Origin of the sequence: Humitalea rosea (assembly GCF_003253705.1) — a bacterium.
Lineage (GTDB): Bacteria > Pseudomonadota > Alphaproteobacteria > Acetobacterales > Acetobacteraceae > Humitalea > Humitalea rosea.
In genome coordinates this window covers 13,062-27,300 of the sequence record NZ_QKYU01000041.1, presented here as the reverse complement: position 1 = coordinate 27,300, position 14,239 = coordinate 13,062, and the positions used below count along the sequence as shown (strand labels likewise).

Below are 14,239 nucleotides of genomic sequence, written 5' to 3'. Positions count from 1 at the left end.
GCTTGCGCCGGCCTGACCACCCGCGCCACCACAACCAGCAGGCGAGCCGCTCAACGGCGAAATGTAGACGCCGAGGGCGTGATGAATAATCCGGGCTAGCAGCGGATCCTCGCGGGCAGCGGCGTAGAACGCCCGCACCAGCCGTTCGAGCACAGCCTCATCCAGGCCCGTCGCGGCCGTGATGTCGCGCGAGAGGGCGGCCCGGCGTTCCTGCGTCTCGGGGAAGGGGATCGACGGCCGTGCCGGCACCGGCACCCCCTTCTCGTGACGAGGCCGGACGCTGGTGTTGCCCAATTCAGTCAAGGAACATCTCCGGGTCCGGTGCGATTGCCATCGGCGTGAAGGTATCACTTCGGGCATCATGTCGTGGCGACTATCTGCCTACCGCGCGGCATGGCTGCCTTCTGTTCGAAGTGGGGCGCGCGGGGGCGGACTGCTCCCGTGCGCGGACGCTACCGTCCTGAGCCCGTCAGTGCGGCGATGTTCTGCTGTGACGACAAGATCTCTTTGGCTGAGAAGTCCGACGCTGTTCGCATGCAAAATTTCGACGCGGCGTTCGGCCTTTGTATCTCCGGCCTGCGCCGGAGATAAAATGGTGGATCAAGCCGCTCTGCGAGCACAGCGTGCGGGAGGCGTATTCGTCCCGCAGACGCGGCGCCACCTACGGGTGAGCCACGGGTCAATATGCTCGCCAACACCAGCACAGGTGGCGCCCGCTATGCCATGTGCATCAAGTATATTTGAACGGTATCTTCGCGAGGCGGGCGGATTGATCGCAATGTGTGCAGAGCAGCGCTCCCCTTGCCACTGAGGTGGCTTTGAGACAAAAGACGCAGGTGCGTAGAGCTCTGATCCACGCTTTTTTACGGTGCCTTTCCGGCGAATGAAGCAGCAATATTCATGGGGAGACTTCTCGTTCGGCGCGTGGCCTGAGCGCAGCAGCCCCGATGGCAGACGGCACCCGGATAATGAAATAGGAGCATCATGATCCAGACCCGCATCCCGCAACGCTATGCCGTCGTTTGCGGCCTGCTGCGCTTCCCGCTTGAGGCCGCGCTTACGCTGCGCAAGCTGTTCCGGCTGCGGGCCGAGGGTCTGATCGACGGTATCGTGCTTTCGACCTGGACGCCCGAGGTCGACCGGGAGGTGGCCTTCATCACCTGGGCCCGCAGCCAGGGCGTTACTGTGATCCATACGCTCGAACATCCCGACCGCGGGCCGACGATGCTCTACACCCAGGCCCGCGCCGTCTGGCTTGGCCTGGAGGCGGTGCCGGAGGGGGCGGATGTCCTCAAATTGCGCACCGACAAGACCTTGGACAGGATTGACGGTTTTGTGCCGCTGCTGGCCGAAGGAACCAGCGGTGCATCTTTCCTTCCTGGGCCGCATTCAGCCTATAGCCGCAAGATAGCCGTGCTATGGGCACATGTAGGAAGGCCATTTTACTTTGGCGATCAGGCATATTTCTCCACCAAGAAGGACGCTACCGCCGCACTTAATTTCGATGCACGCTTTCATCTCACGATGATGGGGTTGAATCCAGAGACGAAGTGGTGGATTCGTCCGATCTGCGAACGATTCGCTTTTTGGCGGGAATTTTTTCAAAATATAGATCAGTTCTATTCGCCGAATTTTATTCGCCTAGCGCTCTCCACGCCCAGCGTGCCGCGGCCGCCTGACATTTTCTATGATTTTGTGGCGGCGACACTACGCGGGATGGCGGACGGATTTTTGTTTACTGTGCACAACCCCGCGCCTGTCGGACTGCAGGACACGGGATTTCGTTACAGCGCGCTTTTCGATATGTCGAATCATCCTAACTCGTTGGCCTATGAAGGTCTTGCGGCTGGTCGGAAGACCATCGCGCTTCGGGAGGGCGATAGCCTACCCGCGTTGGTTGAGGGTAGGGTTGAGCCTTGCCCTCTTAGCGAGGGTGTCAGGGCAGCACTCGCCCGGCAGGAAAAGGGGCCACCGCAGCACTTTGATAGCGAGTCATTCCGAGAGTGGATCGAGGCGTGCGGCGGTTCAGCGCAGGCTGCCCAAGTGGCGCCGCGACCCTATGTCGCATTGCCGCCGCTCGGCGCCAGCGTCGAAGTCGACGGCACCTTCTTGATCGAGCAACTCAGCCGCGCGGCAGGCGGTGCTTCCGAAGCCGAATCGCGCGACCTTCTTGAGCGGCTCGAGCGGCAGTTGGGCTATGGCCTGCCGGTCGCGCGGGCGCTGTTTCGTTCCGCACTTGAGGCTGAGCGCGCTGGCGCCCCCGCTGAGATGGTGAACGCCGCAATTTGCATTGCGGCGCAGCAGAAGATCAATGAGGCGACGCTCGAGTTCGCCATGCGTGCCCTCGAAGGCGCTCCCGGCGTAGATGCGGCTCTCGCGGATAAACTCCTGGACGCGACGTGCAGCCGTGGCGTCGTTGATGCCTTCCTGCTTCGGGCACTGCTGCTTGGCTGGAGGCCGCTTAGTGGTACTCCTGCTGCCGTGCCGGCCGAGGCGGCGATGGCAGAGGCACGGGCGCATAGCTCCCTTGATGCCGCCTTCCTTGATGCGGCAAGTGGGGCTGGTGGTCCGCGATTCGACGCGGAAAGCATGGCAGAATTCGCCCGCTCTCAAGGCGCCGCGCCGTATCTGATTGAGAACCTGCAACGTCGCATGGCCCGCCTGATTGCGGCGGGGATTGTCCAGCCAATCGCCCATGCGCCAGATGCGGCCCTATACTCCATCGCACCCACCTCATGAGCGCTGGCCGTTATTGGCACCTCCAACGGCCTCTTCAAGGATGGCTACGTCGCGGGAATTGCTGACGCCGTGGCGGCAGGCGATTGCTCGAACTTCTCGGTCGGCGCGTCGTCCTCGTTCATTTGGTTTGCGGCCCGGCCGCTCGCCGAGCTGGCGGCCTATGATTTCGCTGTGCTCGACTACTGCGTCAACGACGGACTCATGATTCGCAGCGGGGCCAATACGCTTCGCAACTGGGAAGCCTCGATGCGCGCGATGTTCGCCGAACTGCGTGCCGCAGGCTGCGAACCCCTCATGCTCATCCTGCCCAGCCTGCACACGATGCGTGGCAACAACCCCCTCCGTCCCGCGGCGAGAGCCCTGGCAGCGGAGTGCCGCGTGCCCTTCCTGGATGGTTTCGAGCTGATGGAGCGCGTGTTGGCGATGGAGCCGGCCTTGGCTCTAGACGACCTGTTTCGTGATCCGGCCCACCTGCATCCGGCTCTCTCTCGGCAAGTTGGCCGGGCGCTTGTCGAGGCAGTGGGCAAGCTTCCGTCGCGCCAGACAGGCTTGGGTGCAACGGCCCCCACCTGCCCTGTGGCCTATCGCTTGCGCGACGTCACCGAATGGATGGCGGAGGATCGACTCGTCGAGCGCGCGACATCACTTGTCAAGCGCCGCTTCCTGTTGCTGTCCGATGGTGAGGAGGTCGCGTGTCCCGTCGATCCTGGCGAACGCCTGGTGGGTGTCGCGCTGGACCTGGCCAAGAGCAACGGCACCCTGGCCGCAAGTGGTGACGGTATGTGGCTGAAGTCCTGGACCAACCCCTATTTCCGGGAGTGGCTGGGGGTTGAGCGTGCCATGGTGTTCAGCATCCTGCCCTTCATGGGGGCGGTGATGCCGGGGGAAGACGGAACGATCCGCATTTCCGTGCAGCCGGATGCGGCGGCCAAGCCCGATGAATCCTGGGGCCCGATCGGCACCTCGGCAGATCACCCCGCGAGCCTCTGTCTGTCCGGGCTCGTGTTCGAGCGTGACGCAGATGTGCTCGACATTCCTCTGCCCTTCGAGGCTGCGCCCGATCTGCTCGCATTGATGGATGCGGAGGTGCCGCGGCTCATCGCCGAGGCGGCGCGCGCAATACAGATGGCGAAGTAATTGCTTGGGGGCATGCGGCCGATCGGCCGCGGCGCCTTTCGACACGTCGAGGTCGAGGCCCTTGCTGTCGATCTTGAGGACGCCACCGCTGACGCCAGAAATCCTGGCCGTGGCAACGGATGTTTGGCGTGGCGACACCCACGGGTGTGGCGTCGAACGGGACCGGCCTGATCCGCCGGCGCGCCAGGTCGCTCCTCATATCTACGGCGGCGTGAAGGCGCGGCCCCGCGGTAACGGCCGTAGCACCGACCCCTGGGTTGGGTTACATTGCGCCCTATGAGACAGGCCGGTGAAAAGCAGGCGCAGGACCGGGCCCATCCCGTCGAGGGTCGCGGCGTGCAATCCATCGAAACCGGCGGCAGGCTGCTGGATGCGATGATCGTCAGTGGCCAGCCGGCGATGCTGCGCGACCTGGCTGCCGCGGCGGGAATTGCGCCGGCCCAGGCCCATGCCTACCTCGTCAGCTTCCGCAAGATCGGCATGGTCGAGCAGGATCCCTTGAGCGGCCGCTACCTGCTGGGCCCCATGGCACTTCAGCTCGGCCTGTCGCGCATGCGCAGCTTCGATCCGCTGCGGCTGGCCTGCAACGCGGCGATCGACCTCGCACGGGACATGGGGCTGATGGTCACCGTCTCCGTCTGGGGCATGTACGGGCCGACCATCATCCAGGTGCAGGAGGCGGTGGAGCCTGTGCATGTGAACCTGCGCGCGGGCGCGGTCTTCACGCTGTCCGGCACCGCGACGGGCCGCCTCTTCGCCGCGCTGATGCCCGAACCCATCGTGGCCCCGCTGCTGCGGCAGGAGATGCGCGGCGGCAGCCCCTCGATCGGCAAGCCCACCGCCGTTTCGGCGCTGCCGCAATCCTCCGAGGTGGTGCGTCGCCTTGGCTATGCGACCACGGAGGGGGTGCCGGTGCCGGGGGTCAACGCGATTGCCGTGCCTGTGCTGGACCATGCGGGGCAACTTGTCTTCGCCCTGACGGTGATCGGACATGCCGCCATGCTGGATGTCGGGATCGACGGCGCGCAGCTTGCGCAGGTGCTGGCTGTCGGCCGCAAGCTGTCGGCGCAACTCGGCCATCGCGATGCGCCAAGGCCGGAAGCACGCGCCACGGTGGCGAAATCCGCGCGCAAAGTCGCGATCCAACGCGGTTAGTGCCCCAGATACGCGGCCCGCACCTGGGGATGCTGCAACAGCTCAGCCCCCGTGCCTGACAGGGTCACGCGGCCGGTCTCCAGGACATAGGCCCGGTCGGCGATGCCGAGGGCCAGATTGGCCATCTGCTCGACCAGCAGCACCGTCATGCCGGCCGCACGCAGCTTGCGGATGGTGAGGAAGATGTCCCTGATCACCAGCGGTGCCAGGCCAAGCGAAGGCTCATCCAGCAGCAGCAGGCGCGGTGCGCCCATCAGCGCGCGGGCGATCGCCAGCATCTGCTGTTCCCCGCCCGACAGGGTCATCGCCATCTGCCCCTGGCGTTCACGCAAACGCGGGAACAGCGTGTACTTCTGCTCCACCGCCGCCGCCAGATCCCCGACGTTCAGCCGGCGCGACCAGGCGCCGAGTTCGAGGTTGTCGCGCACCGTCTGGTCGGGAAAGACCTGCCGCCCCTCGGGCGACAAGGCGATGCCGGCACCGACCCGCCGATGCGCGGGCAGGGTCGAGATATCGGCATCCTCGAAGTGGATGCTGCCGCCCGAGAGCGGCAAGAGCCCCGCGATGGATTTGAGCAAGGTGGATTTGCCCGCGCCATTGGCACCGACGATGGCGACCACCTCGCCTTGTTCCACTCTGATCGACACGCCGGTCACCGCGCGGATCGGGCCGTAGGCGAGATCGATGTCCCGCACCTCCAGCATCGCCATCAGGCGAGCCCCGCCACGGCGTGGCTGGAGGCCGGCGCCATTTCCTCCACATCGGTGCCCAGATAGGCCGCCATGACGCGGGGATCGGATTGCACGAGGGCGGGCGTGCCCTCGGAGATCTTTTCGCCATAGTCGAGAACGATGACGTGGTCGGAGATTCGCATGACCAGGTCCATGTGATGTTCCACGAGCAGGATGGTGATCCCCTGCGCCCGGACCCGCAGCAGCAGGTCGCCGAGTTCGGCCGTCTCCTGCGGGTTGAGCCCGGCCGCGGGTTCATCCAGCAGCAGGAGCCGCGGCTCCGTCGCCAGCGCCCGCGCCAGCTCGACCCGGCGCTGCAGCCCATAGGCGAGGCTTCCGGCCGGAGCCTCGGCCAGATGCGACAGGCCGAGGAAGTCGAGGATCGCCCCCGCCCGCTGCCGCGCCCGCGCTTCTTCCCGCCTCGCGCGCGGCAAGCCGAACAGGGAGGAGAGGAAGCCGTTGGACATCCTGGCATGCTGGCCGAGCAGGACGTTGTCCAGCACTGACAACTCGCGGAACAGCCGCAGGTTCTGGAAGGTACGGGCGATGCCGCGATGGCAGATCGCATGCATCGTCGCATGCTTCAGATCGGCGCCGAGGAAGGCGATGCGCCCCGCATCGGCGCGGACGACGCCGGAGAGCATGTTGATCAGCGTCGATTTCCCGGCGCCGTTCGGGCCGATCAGCGCATGGATGTCCCCCGGCATCAGCCGCGCCCCGATATTATGCGCGGGCCGCACGCCGCCATAGGATTTGCACACGTCATCCGCCTGCAGCAGCGGTCCGTCCACGACGATGGCCGGACGGGTCGGCAGCGGCACATCGGCGGGGGGACGAATCTCCGCTGCCGCCTTGGGGCCGGCAATCTTCCCGAATACGCCGGACAGCACGCCCGCCAGGCCCTTGGGCATCGCATAGAGGGCGAAGAGCAGCAGCGCGCCATTGGCGAAGCGTTCGATCCAGCTCCAGCGCGCCAGGACGGCGGAGAGGAGGGTCAGCGTCACGGCACCGAGAAGCGGGCCGACCAGCGAGCCGCTGCCACCGAACAAGACCACGAGCAGAATGAAGATCGACAGGTTGAAGGTGATGAAGTCGGAGTTGATGTACTGGTTCTGCTGCGCCACCAGCGCGCCCGCCAGGCCGCAGGTTGCCGCGGCGATGACGAAGGCCAGGACCTTGAAGCGGAGCACGGGCACGCCCACGGCCCCGGCGGCGATCTCATCGGCCTGCAACGACAGGAAGGCGCGCCCGAAGCGGCCTGTCAGCAGGTTCCGCAGCAGCAGATGAATCCCGAGGCAGAGCGCGATGCCGAGCCAGACCCATTGCGCCATGCTCAGCGGCACGCCACCGATGGTCAGCGGCTTGATCGCATAGATGCCCATGGCGCCGCCGAACACGTCGGAGGCCTCGGTGACCACCTTCTCCACCACGATGCCGAAGGCCAGCGTCACCATGGCCAGCGCCGGGCCACGCACCCGCAACGACGGGGCCGCGATCAGCACGCCGAAGACGGCGGAGATGGCGACGGCAAGCACCAGCGCCAGCCAGGGGTTCATGTCGAGGCTGGTGGTCAGCAGCGCCACGCTATAGGCCCCCGCCCCGAACAGCCCGGCCTGGCCGAGCGATTTTTGGCCAGCATAGCCCAGCAGCACATTCATCCCGAGCGCGCAAAGCAGATAGACGCAGGCGGAGAAGAGGATACGCAGATAGAATTCATTGGCGGTGACGGCGACGAGGCCAGCCGCCAGCGCCGCGATGATGCAGGCCGCAAGAACATGCCGCATGACGACTAGACCTTGTCCAGGGTGCGGGCGCCGAACAGCCCCTGCGGACGGATCGCGAGGACGAGGATGATCAGCAGGAAGATCACGATCTCCCGCCACTGCGCCTGCCACAGCGCCACGCTGGCCTCCAGCAGCCCCAGCGCGAAGCCGCCGAAGATGCAGCCGCGCGGATTGTCGAGCCCACCTACGATGGCGCCGGAGAAGGCCTTCAGGGCGATGCCCAGCCCCATGAAGATCGAGGCCGAGGCGATCGGTGCGACCAGCAGCCCGCCGATGCCGGCCAGCGCGCTCGACAGCGCGAAGGCGCCGATCATCACGGCGGAAACGTTGATCCCCATCAAGGCCGCAACCGAGGGGTTGTTGGCCACCGCGCGCATCGCCTTGCCCATCCGCGTCCGCCGCAGCAGCAGGTCCAATCCGATCATCAGGACGATGGCCACGACGAGCACCAGGATCTCCTGCGGGCGCACGCCGGCGCCCGCGATCCGGATCACATCATCCCCGAAGGGCGACGGCAGGTTGACCGGCGCCGGGCCCCAGATCGCAAGGCCGATGCTTTGCAGGATGATGCCGAAGCCGATGGTGCTCATCACCCAGGACATGCCGGGCTTGCCGGCGAAGGGCCGGACCGCGGTGATGAACAGCAGGATGCCGATGACGCCGACGGCGGCACCGACGGCGATCGCGGCCAGCGGGTAGTTGAACCCCGCCGAGGCCCCCGGTGCCAGCGCCGCCCCCTCATCCTGGCCGGAGAGCAGATACAGCACGGCGACGCCAAGAAAGGCGCCGACGCCGATGAACTCGCCCTGCGAGAAGTTGAGCGTCTTGGTCGTGGTGAAGGTGATGCTGAAGCTGAGCGCGATCAGCGCATAGACGCCGCCGATCGCAAGCCCGCTCACCAGCGCCTGGAGCCAGGTTGCCAGCACTGGGTCAACCCCCGCCTAGCCCTTGAAATCCTCGGGCTTCAGCGAGGCCACGATGTCGTCGCTATAAGCGGCGAGCTTGCCGTCGCGCCAGCAGGTCCAGCGCTGATCGGCGGCACCCAGCGCATCATGCTGCGTGCGGGAGAAGGGGTGGTCGTAGGTCTTGGCGAAGCCCTCATAGCTGCCGTTCAGATTTTCCAAGGCCTCACGGAGCTTCGCGCCGTCGGTGGAGCCGGCCTGCTGGATCGCGCGGGCCAGCAGCATCGTGCCGTCATAACCATGCACGGCAAAGGAGAAGGCGGAATCGGCATCGATGTTCGGGCGCACCCGATCGAACAGCGCCTGCTGCCGGGGCGAGCGGGTTTCGGACACGGTGCGGAGGAAGATCGGCTTCTCCGCCAACTGCGGCCCAGCGGCATTCATGAAGCTGAGGTTGTCGGCAGCCCAGCTGGTCAGCACGGTCGGGAAATAGCCGATCTTGTCCATGCTCCGCATCAACTGGCCGATCGGCGTGCCCTGGGCCCAGACCAGCGCGGTCTCGACGCCGGCCGACTTCAGCTTGGAGAGCTGCGAGGTCATGTCCGTGTCGTTGACGTTGAACTTCTCGTTCGCGGCGGGGGTGAGGCCCTGCGCCTGCGCCACTTCCTGCAAATCCTTCAGCCCGCCCTGGCCATAGCCGGTGGTCTCGGTCAGGAAGCCGATCTTGCCGCTGCGCGGGTTCTTCTTCGCGTAGCCCATCAGGGTCACGACCTGGATGCGATCGACGCTGCCGACGCGGAACATGTAGTTGTCGCCGCCGGTGCCCTTGGTGATGTCGGTCGCCGAGCCGATGCAGCCCATCACCGGGATGTGCTTCTGGTTCGGGATATGCTTCCAGGCCAGCGCATTGCCTGAGTTGGTGGGCCCGAAGACGGCGACGACCTTCTCGTTGTCGATGAGGTCGCTCATGTTCTGGATCGACTTCGGCGGCTGCGACAGATCGTCGCGGATGGTCAGCGTCAGCGGCCGGCCGAGCACGCCACCTTCCCGTGCCAGATCCGCCATCGCCGCCTGAATGCCGACAACCGCGGCCCGGCCGGATTGTGCGGAGGGGGAGGCGGAGAGATCGCCGTTGAAGCCGAGCTTGATGTCCTCGGCCGCATGGGCGGAGCGGAAGATGAAGGGCGCGGAAAGCAGCGTGGCCGCCCCCGCAAGGGTCGCGCGACGGGTCGGCTGATGGGGTGAGCGCATGCGTCTTCCTCCTCCTGATTATTGTTTTTGTGCAGTGCAGTAAGGGACAAACGTGACATCCGCCCCTTACGCGCAATCATTCCTTGGGTCCGGCCGGAGCCTATGGTGGCGCAAAGTGATACGCAATGGACAAATCATCTCGGTTGCGAGGATTTGTGGGTTGCGAACGATTTCGTCGCGTGGTTGCCTCCGCAGCAAGAGAACACGGAGGAAATCGTCACCATGCTGCTCGCAGGACGGATCGCGTTCGTGACCGGCGCGGGGCAGGGCAATGGCGCGGCGATCGCGCTCGGCCTGGCAGCCGAAGGCGCCCGGGTCATCGTCACCGACATTGCCGCCGAGGGCGCCGCCCGCACCGCCGATGCGATCCGCGCGGCCGGCGGCGAGGCCTGGGACTATGTGCTGGACGTTGCCGACGGGGCGGCCTGCAAGGCGCTGGCGGCCCGCATCGGGCAGGAGGTCGGCGATGTCTCGCTCGTGGTGAACAACGCCGGCATCTGCCCGCGCCACACCATCGACAGCCCGGAGCTGGAGCGCGCCTGGGACGCCGCCATGGATATCAACCTGCGCGGCACCTTGAACGTGAGCGTCGCCTTCCTCGCCCCGCTGCGCGCGACGCGCGGCACCATCGTCAACATCGCCTCGATCGCCTCCTTCGTGTCCACCGCGACATCGGTGAGCTACCCGGTCTCCAAGGCCGGCGTGCGCGCGCTGACGCAAAGCATGGCGCATGAACTCGCCAAGGACGGGGTGCGGGTGAACGCCGTCGCCCCCGGCACCATCGCCACGGCGATGACGGCGGCGACGCGCAATGATCCCGAACGCTCGGCGCGGTTCCTGACCCGCATCCCCATGGGGCGCTATGGGGAGCCGGAGGAGCTGGTGGGGCCGGTGGTGTTCCTGGCCTCGGCGATGTCGAGCTACGTCACCGGCACCACGCTGGTGGTCGATGGCGGGTATCTGGCGCTGTGATCGTCCGCTTCGGATTGCTGACCCGGCGCGCCGGCCTCACGCCCGCGGCCTTTCGGCGCCATTGGCGCGAGCGGCATGGCCCGCTGGCGGCGAAACTGCCGGGGCTGCGCGGCTACCAGCAGAACCACGTGGTCGAGGCCGCGCAGCGCGGCATCTCATTTGCCCGTGGCGACTGGGCGATCGATGGCTTGTCGCAGCTCTGGTTCGACGATGTCGCCGCGATGCGGGCTGCGATCGGCTCGGACGCCTATCCCCCGATCGCCGCCGATTCTCCGGCGTTCCTGGTCCGCACCCAGGTCTTGGTGGCCGAGCCGCAGGTGATCCTCGCCATGCCGGCGGAGAGCGGCCCCATGATCAAGCGCATGTCCTTCATCGCCCGCCGGCCGGGGATCGACGATGCGCGCTTCCGGCACGAATGGCTGGAGGTGCATGGGCCGCTGGTGCGCGGCTTCCCCGGCCTGGTCGCCTATACCCAGAACCACATACTGGATCGCGAAGCGGTTCCCGGAACCTCTTGCCCGCGCGAGGCCCTGCCCATCGATGGTCTGGTCGAGATGTGGTTCCGCGACGAGGCTGCCTTGCAGGCGGCCTTCGCCTCGCCGGCCGGGCAGGAGACGATGCGGCACGCGCAGACCTTCCTCGGCGAGATCACGACCTTTCTGGTCGAGCCCGTGCGGATCGTCTGAATGCAAGCCAAGCGCCCCGCGCCGCTGCTGTTCACGCCGCTGACCCTGCGGGCGCTGACGGTGAAGAACCGCGTGGTGATTTCGCCGATGTGCCAGCATGCCGCCGATGCCGATGGCAGCGCGAATGACTGGCATCTCGTGCATCTCGGCAAGTTCGCGCTGGGCGGTGCCGGGCTGATCTTCACCGAGGGCATCGCGGTCTCCCCGCATGGCAGGATCGGCCTGCGTGACCTGGGGCTGTGGTCCGACGCGCATGTGGCGCCGCTGCGGCGCGTGGTCGAATTCGTGCACGGCCAGGGTGCCGCGATCGGGGCGCAGCTCGCCCATGCCGGGCGGAAGGCGGGCAGCCACGCGCTTTGGGATGGCGGTGCCGCCTTCACCGCCGCCGAACTGGCGGCGGCCGGGATGCGGCGCCTCGGCCCCAGCAGCATCGCCGCCGGCCCGGAGTGGACGGTGCCCGAGACGCTCGATGCCAGCGGCATCATTGCGATCGTCGAGTCCTTCGTCGCGGCCGCGCGCCGCGCCGATGCCGCGGGCTTCGATGCCGTCGAACTGCATTTCGGGCATGGCTATCTGGTGCCGAGCTTCCTCTCGCCATTGTCGAACCACCGCGAGGATGGCTACGGCTGCGACCGCATGTTGCTGGCCCGCGAGATCGCCGCCGCCGTCCGGGCGGTGTGGCCCAAGGAACGGCCGCTGTTCGTGCGGATCTCGGCGGTCGATGGCGCCGCCGACAGCTGGGGCCTGGATGACTCTGTTGTGCTGGCGCGCGACCTCGCGCGGATCGGCGTCGATGTCATCGACGTCTCCTCCGGTGGATTGTCGGAGGAAACCCGCCGCATCGCCATCCCGCGTGGCCTGGGCTTCCAACTCGACTATGCGGCGACGATCCGGCGGGAGGCGGGGGTGACGGTCCAGGCCGTCGGCATGATCGTCGATGGCCCGCAGGCCGAGGCCGCGTTGCGCGACGGTGCGGCGGATCTGATCGCCGTGGGGCGCGAGGCGCTGCGCGATCCCTATTGGGCCCACCATGCCGCCGAACAGCTTGGCGGCCGGCCGGCTTACGAGACCTGGCCCGTCCGGCACGGCGCCTGGCTCCTCAAGCGCGAGGAACACATGGGCGATATCCTGCGGGCACGGCGCGCCTATCTTCACGAGGAAGCGGAACATGGCCGAGACGATTGAATGCGACGTGCTGGTGGTCGGCTCCGGCGCCGGCGGGCTGGCGGCGGCGGTGGCCGCCGCGGCGCGTGGGCTGACGGTGGTGGTGGCGGAGAAGGACAGCCATGTCGGCGGCACCACGGCGCTCTCGGGCGGCTTCCTGTGGGTGCCGAACAATCCGATCTCACAGGCCGATGGGGTGATCGACACGCCGGAGGCGGCGCGGACCTATCTGCGGCATGAGGCCGGGAACCACTTCAATGCGGAGACGGTGGACGCCTTCCTGGCCGCCGGGCCCGAGGCCGTTGCCTTCTTCCACGAGCAGACTCAGGTGCAGTTCGAACCGGCCTCGCTGTTCTCGGACTACCACCCGACCGCGCCGGGCGGCATGGCGGGCGGGCGTTCGATCAAGGCGCAGGCCTATCGCGCCCAGGGCCTGGGGGCGGAGCTGAAGCGGCTGCGGCCGCCCTTGCCGGAGCTGACCTTCGTCGGGCTGATGATCGGCTCGGGGCCGGAGCTGAAGCATTTCTTCAACGTCACCCGCTCGATCGCCTCGGCCGCCTATGTCGCCGGGCGGTTGCTGAGCCATGCGCGCGACCTTGCCCTGAACGGGCGGGGCATGTTGCTGACCAATGGCAATGCGCTGGCGGCGCGGCTGTTTCGCAGCGCGCTGGATCGTGGCGTCACCGTATTGACCGATGCCCCCGCGATCCGCCTGGAACGCTCGGGCCATACCGTCACCGGCGCCGTGCTGCGGCAGAAGACGGGTGAGGTGCTGGTCCGCGCCCGGCGTGGCGTGGTGCTGGCGGCCGGGGGCTTCCCGCAGGACACGGCGCGCCGAAAGATCATGTTCGCGCATGATGCCGACAGTGACGGGCATTTCTCGCCAGCCCCCACCTCCAACACCGGTGACGGGCTGCGGCTGGGTGAGGATGCGGGGGCGGTTGTCGAGGCCGGCTACCCCAATGCCGCCGCCTGGGTCCCGGTCTCCCGCGTGCCGCGCAAGGATGGCAGTTGGGGCGTGTTCCCGCATTTCATCGACCGCGCCAAGCCGGGGCTGATCGCGGTGCTGGATGATGGCCGGCGTTTCGTGAACGAGGCCAATTCCTACCACGACTTCTGCCAGGCCTTGTTCGCCGCGGGGCGCAAACGCGCCTGGCTGGTGGTGGACCATCCCTTCATGAAGCGGTTCGGCCTCGGCTTCGCCAAGCCGTTTCCGGTCCCGATCGGGCCGCAGGTGCGGTCGGGCTACCTCAAGCGGGGCGACAGCCTCGCGGCGCTGGCTGCGGCCTGCGGCATCGATGCCGAGGGGCTTGCCGCGACGGTGGCGCAATGGAACGCGGATGTGCCGAGCGGTGAGGACAGCGCCTTCGGCAAGGGGTCCACCGCCTACAACCGCTTCAACGGCGATCCCGAATTCGCGCCCAACCCCTGCATCGCCCCCATCGCCAGCGGGCCGTATTATGCGGTGGAGGTGGTGATCGGCGACCTTGGCACCTTCGCGGGGCTGCGCAGCGACGGCAATGCCCAGGTGCTGGACGCGCAGGGGCAGCCGATCCCGGGCCTCTATGCGGCCGGCAATGATATGGCGAGCATCATGGGCGGCAACTACCCGGGCGGTGGCATCACCCTCGGCCCGGCGCTGACATTCGGCTATATCGCGGCGCGCCACATGGCCGCTGCCGCCCCGGTCGCGGCCCCCGCCGAACAGGCCGCCTGAA

General features: G+C 67.1%; 11 protein-coding genes and 1 pseudogene. 7 read left to right on the top strand and 5 right to left on the bottom strand.

Going from position 1 to position 14,239, the window contains the following annotated elements; genetic code table 11:
* Positions 1-303 (bottom strand): annotated as a pseudogene (locus tag C8P66_RS23680) (hypothetical protein); the annotation flags it as partial.
* Positions 304-984: 681 nt separating this feature from the next.
* On the opposite strand from C8P66_RS23680, the gene C8P66_RS22230 reads away from it, so the two are divergent.
* From C8P66_RS22230 to C8P66_RS22220, 3 genes are all read left to right on the top strand, one after another.
* Complete coding sequence (locus C8P66_RS22230; protein ID WP_111400484.1) at positions 985-2,739, top strand: hypothetical protein; 1,755 nt, start codon at positions 985-987, stop codon at positions 2,737-2,739.
* Between the two features lie 69 nt (positions 2,740-2,808).
* A complete protein-coding gene (locus tag C8P66_RS22225) occupies positions 2,809-3,876 on the top strand; it encodes a hypothetical protein (RefSeq protein WP_111400483.1) in 1,068 nt (355 codons plus the stop codon).
* A gap of 276 nt (positions 3,877-4,152) precedes the next feature.
* On the top strand, positions 4,153-5,031 hold the full coding sequence (locus C8P66_RS22220) for an IclR family transcriptional regulator (RefSeq protein ID WP_111400482.1): 879 nt from the start codon (positions 4,153-4,155) through the stop codon (positions 5,029-5,031).
* On the opposite strand, the gene C8P66_RS22215 is transcribed toward C8P66_RS22220, so the two are convergent.
* Genes C8P66_RS22215 through C8P66_RS22200 form a run of 4 tightly spaced genes read right to left on the bottom strand, consistent with a single transcriptional unit; the run spans position 5,028 to position 9,699 of the window.
* Positions 5,028-5,741, bottom strand: a complete 714-nt coding sequence (locus C8P66_RS22215) for an ABC transporter ATP-binding protein (protein WP_211314240.1) — start codon at positions 5,739-5,741, stop codon at positions 5,028-5,030. The two genes, C8P66_RS22220 and C8P66_RS22215, sit on opposite strands and share 4 nt — an antisense overlap.
* A complete protein-coding gene (locus C8P66_RS22210; RefSeq protein ID WP_111400480.1) occupies positions 5,741-7,546 on the bottom strand; it encodes a branched-chain amino acid ABC transporter ATP-binding protein/permease in 1,806 nt (601 codons plus the stop codon). The genes C8P66_RS22215 and C8P66_RS22210 overlap by 1 nt, the downstream gene beginning before the upstream one ends.
* 5 nt (positions 7,547-7,551) lie before the next feature.
* Positions 7,552-8,445 (bottom strand): branched-chain amino acid ABC transporter permease, encoded by an 894-nt coding sequence (locus C8P66_RS22205; RefSeq protein WP_245903737.1) that lies wholly within the window; start codon positions 8,443-8,445, stop codon positions 7,552-7,554.
* A gap of 42 nt (positions 8,446-8,487) precedes the next feature.
* Positions 8,488-9,699 carry an ABC transporter substrate-binding protein gene (locus C8P66_RS22200; protein WP_111400478.1) on the bottom strand — a complete coding sequence of 404 codons (1,212 nt, stop codon included), beginning with the start codon at positions 9,697-9,699 and terminating at the stop codon, positions 8,488-8,490.
* Positions 9,700-9,921: 222 nt separating this feature from the next.
* Here C8P66_RS22200 and C8P66_RS22195 point away from each other — a divergent pair, with 222 nt between their 5' ends.
* From C8P66_RS22195 to C8P66_RS22180, 4 genes are read left to right on the top strand one after another with little or no spacing between them, the layout of a single operon-like run.
* Complete coding sequence (locus tag C8P66_RS22195) at positions 9,922-10,671, top strand: SDR family NAD(P)-dependent oxidoreductase (protein WP_111400486.1); 750 nt, start codon at positions 9,922-9,924, stop codon at positions 10,669-10,671.
* Complete coding sequence (locus C8P66_RS22190; protein ID WP_111400477.1) at positions 10,668-11,357, top strand: EthD family reductase; 690 nt, start codon at positions 10,668-10,670, stop codon at positions 11,355-11,357. The genes C8P66_RS22195 and C8P66_RS22190 overlap by 4 nt, the downstream gene beginning before the upstream one ends.
* A complete protein-coding gene (locus C8P66_RS22185; protein ID WP_111400476.1) occupies positions 11,358-12,542 on the top strand; it encodes an NADH:flavin oxidoreductase/NADH oxidase in 1,185 nt (394 codons plus the stop codon).
* Positions 12,526-14,238 (top strand): FAD-dependent oxidoreductase, encoded by a 1,713-nt coding sequence (locus C8P66_RS22180; protein ID WP_111400475.1) that lies wholly within the window; start codon positions 12,526-12,528, stop codon positions 14,236-14,238. Before C8P66_RS22185 ends, C8P66_RS22180 begins: the two co-directional genes overlap by 17 nt.
* Position 14,239: the final 1 nt, after the last annotated feature.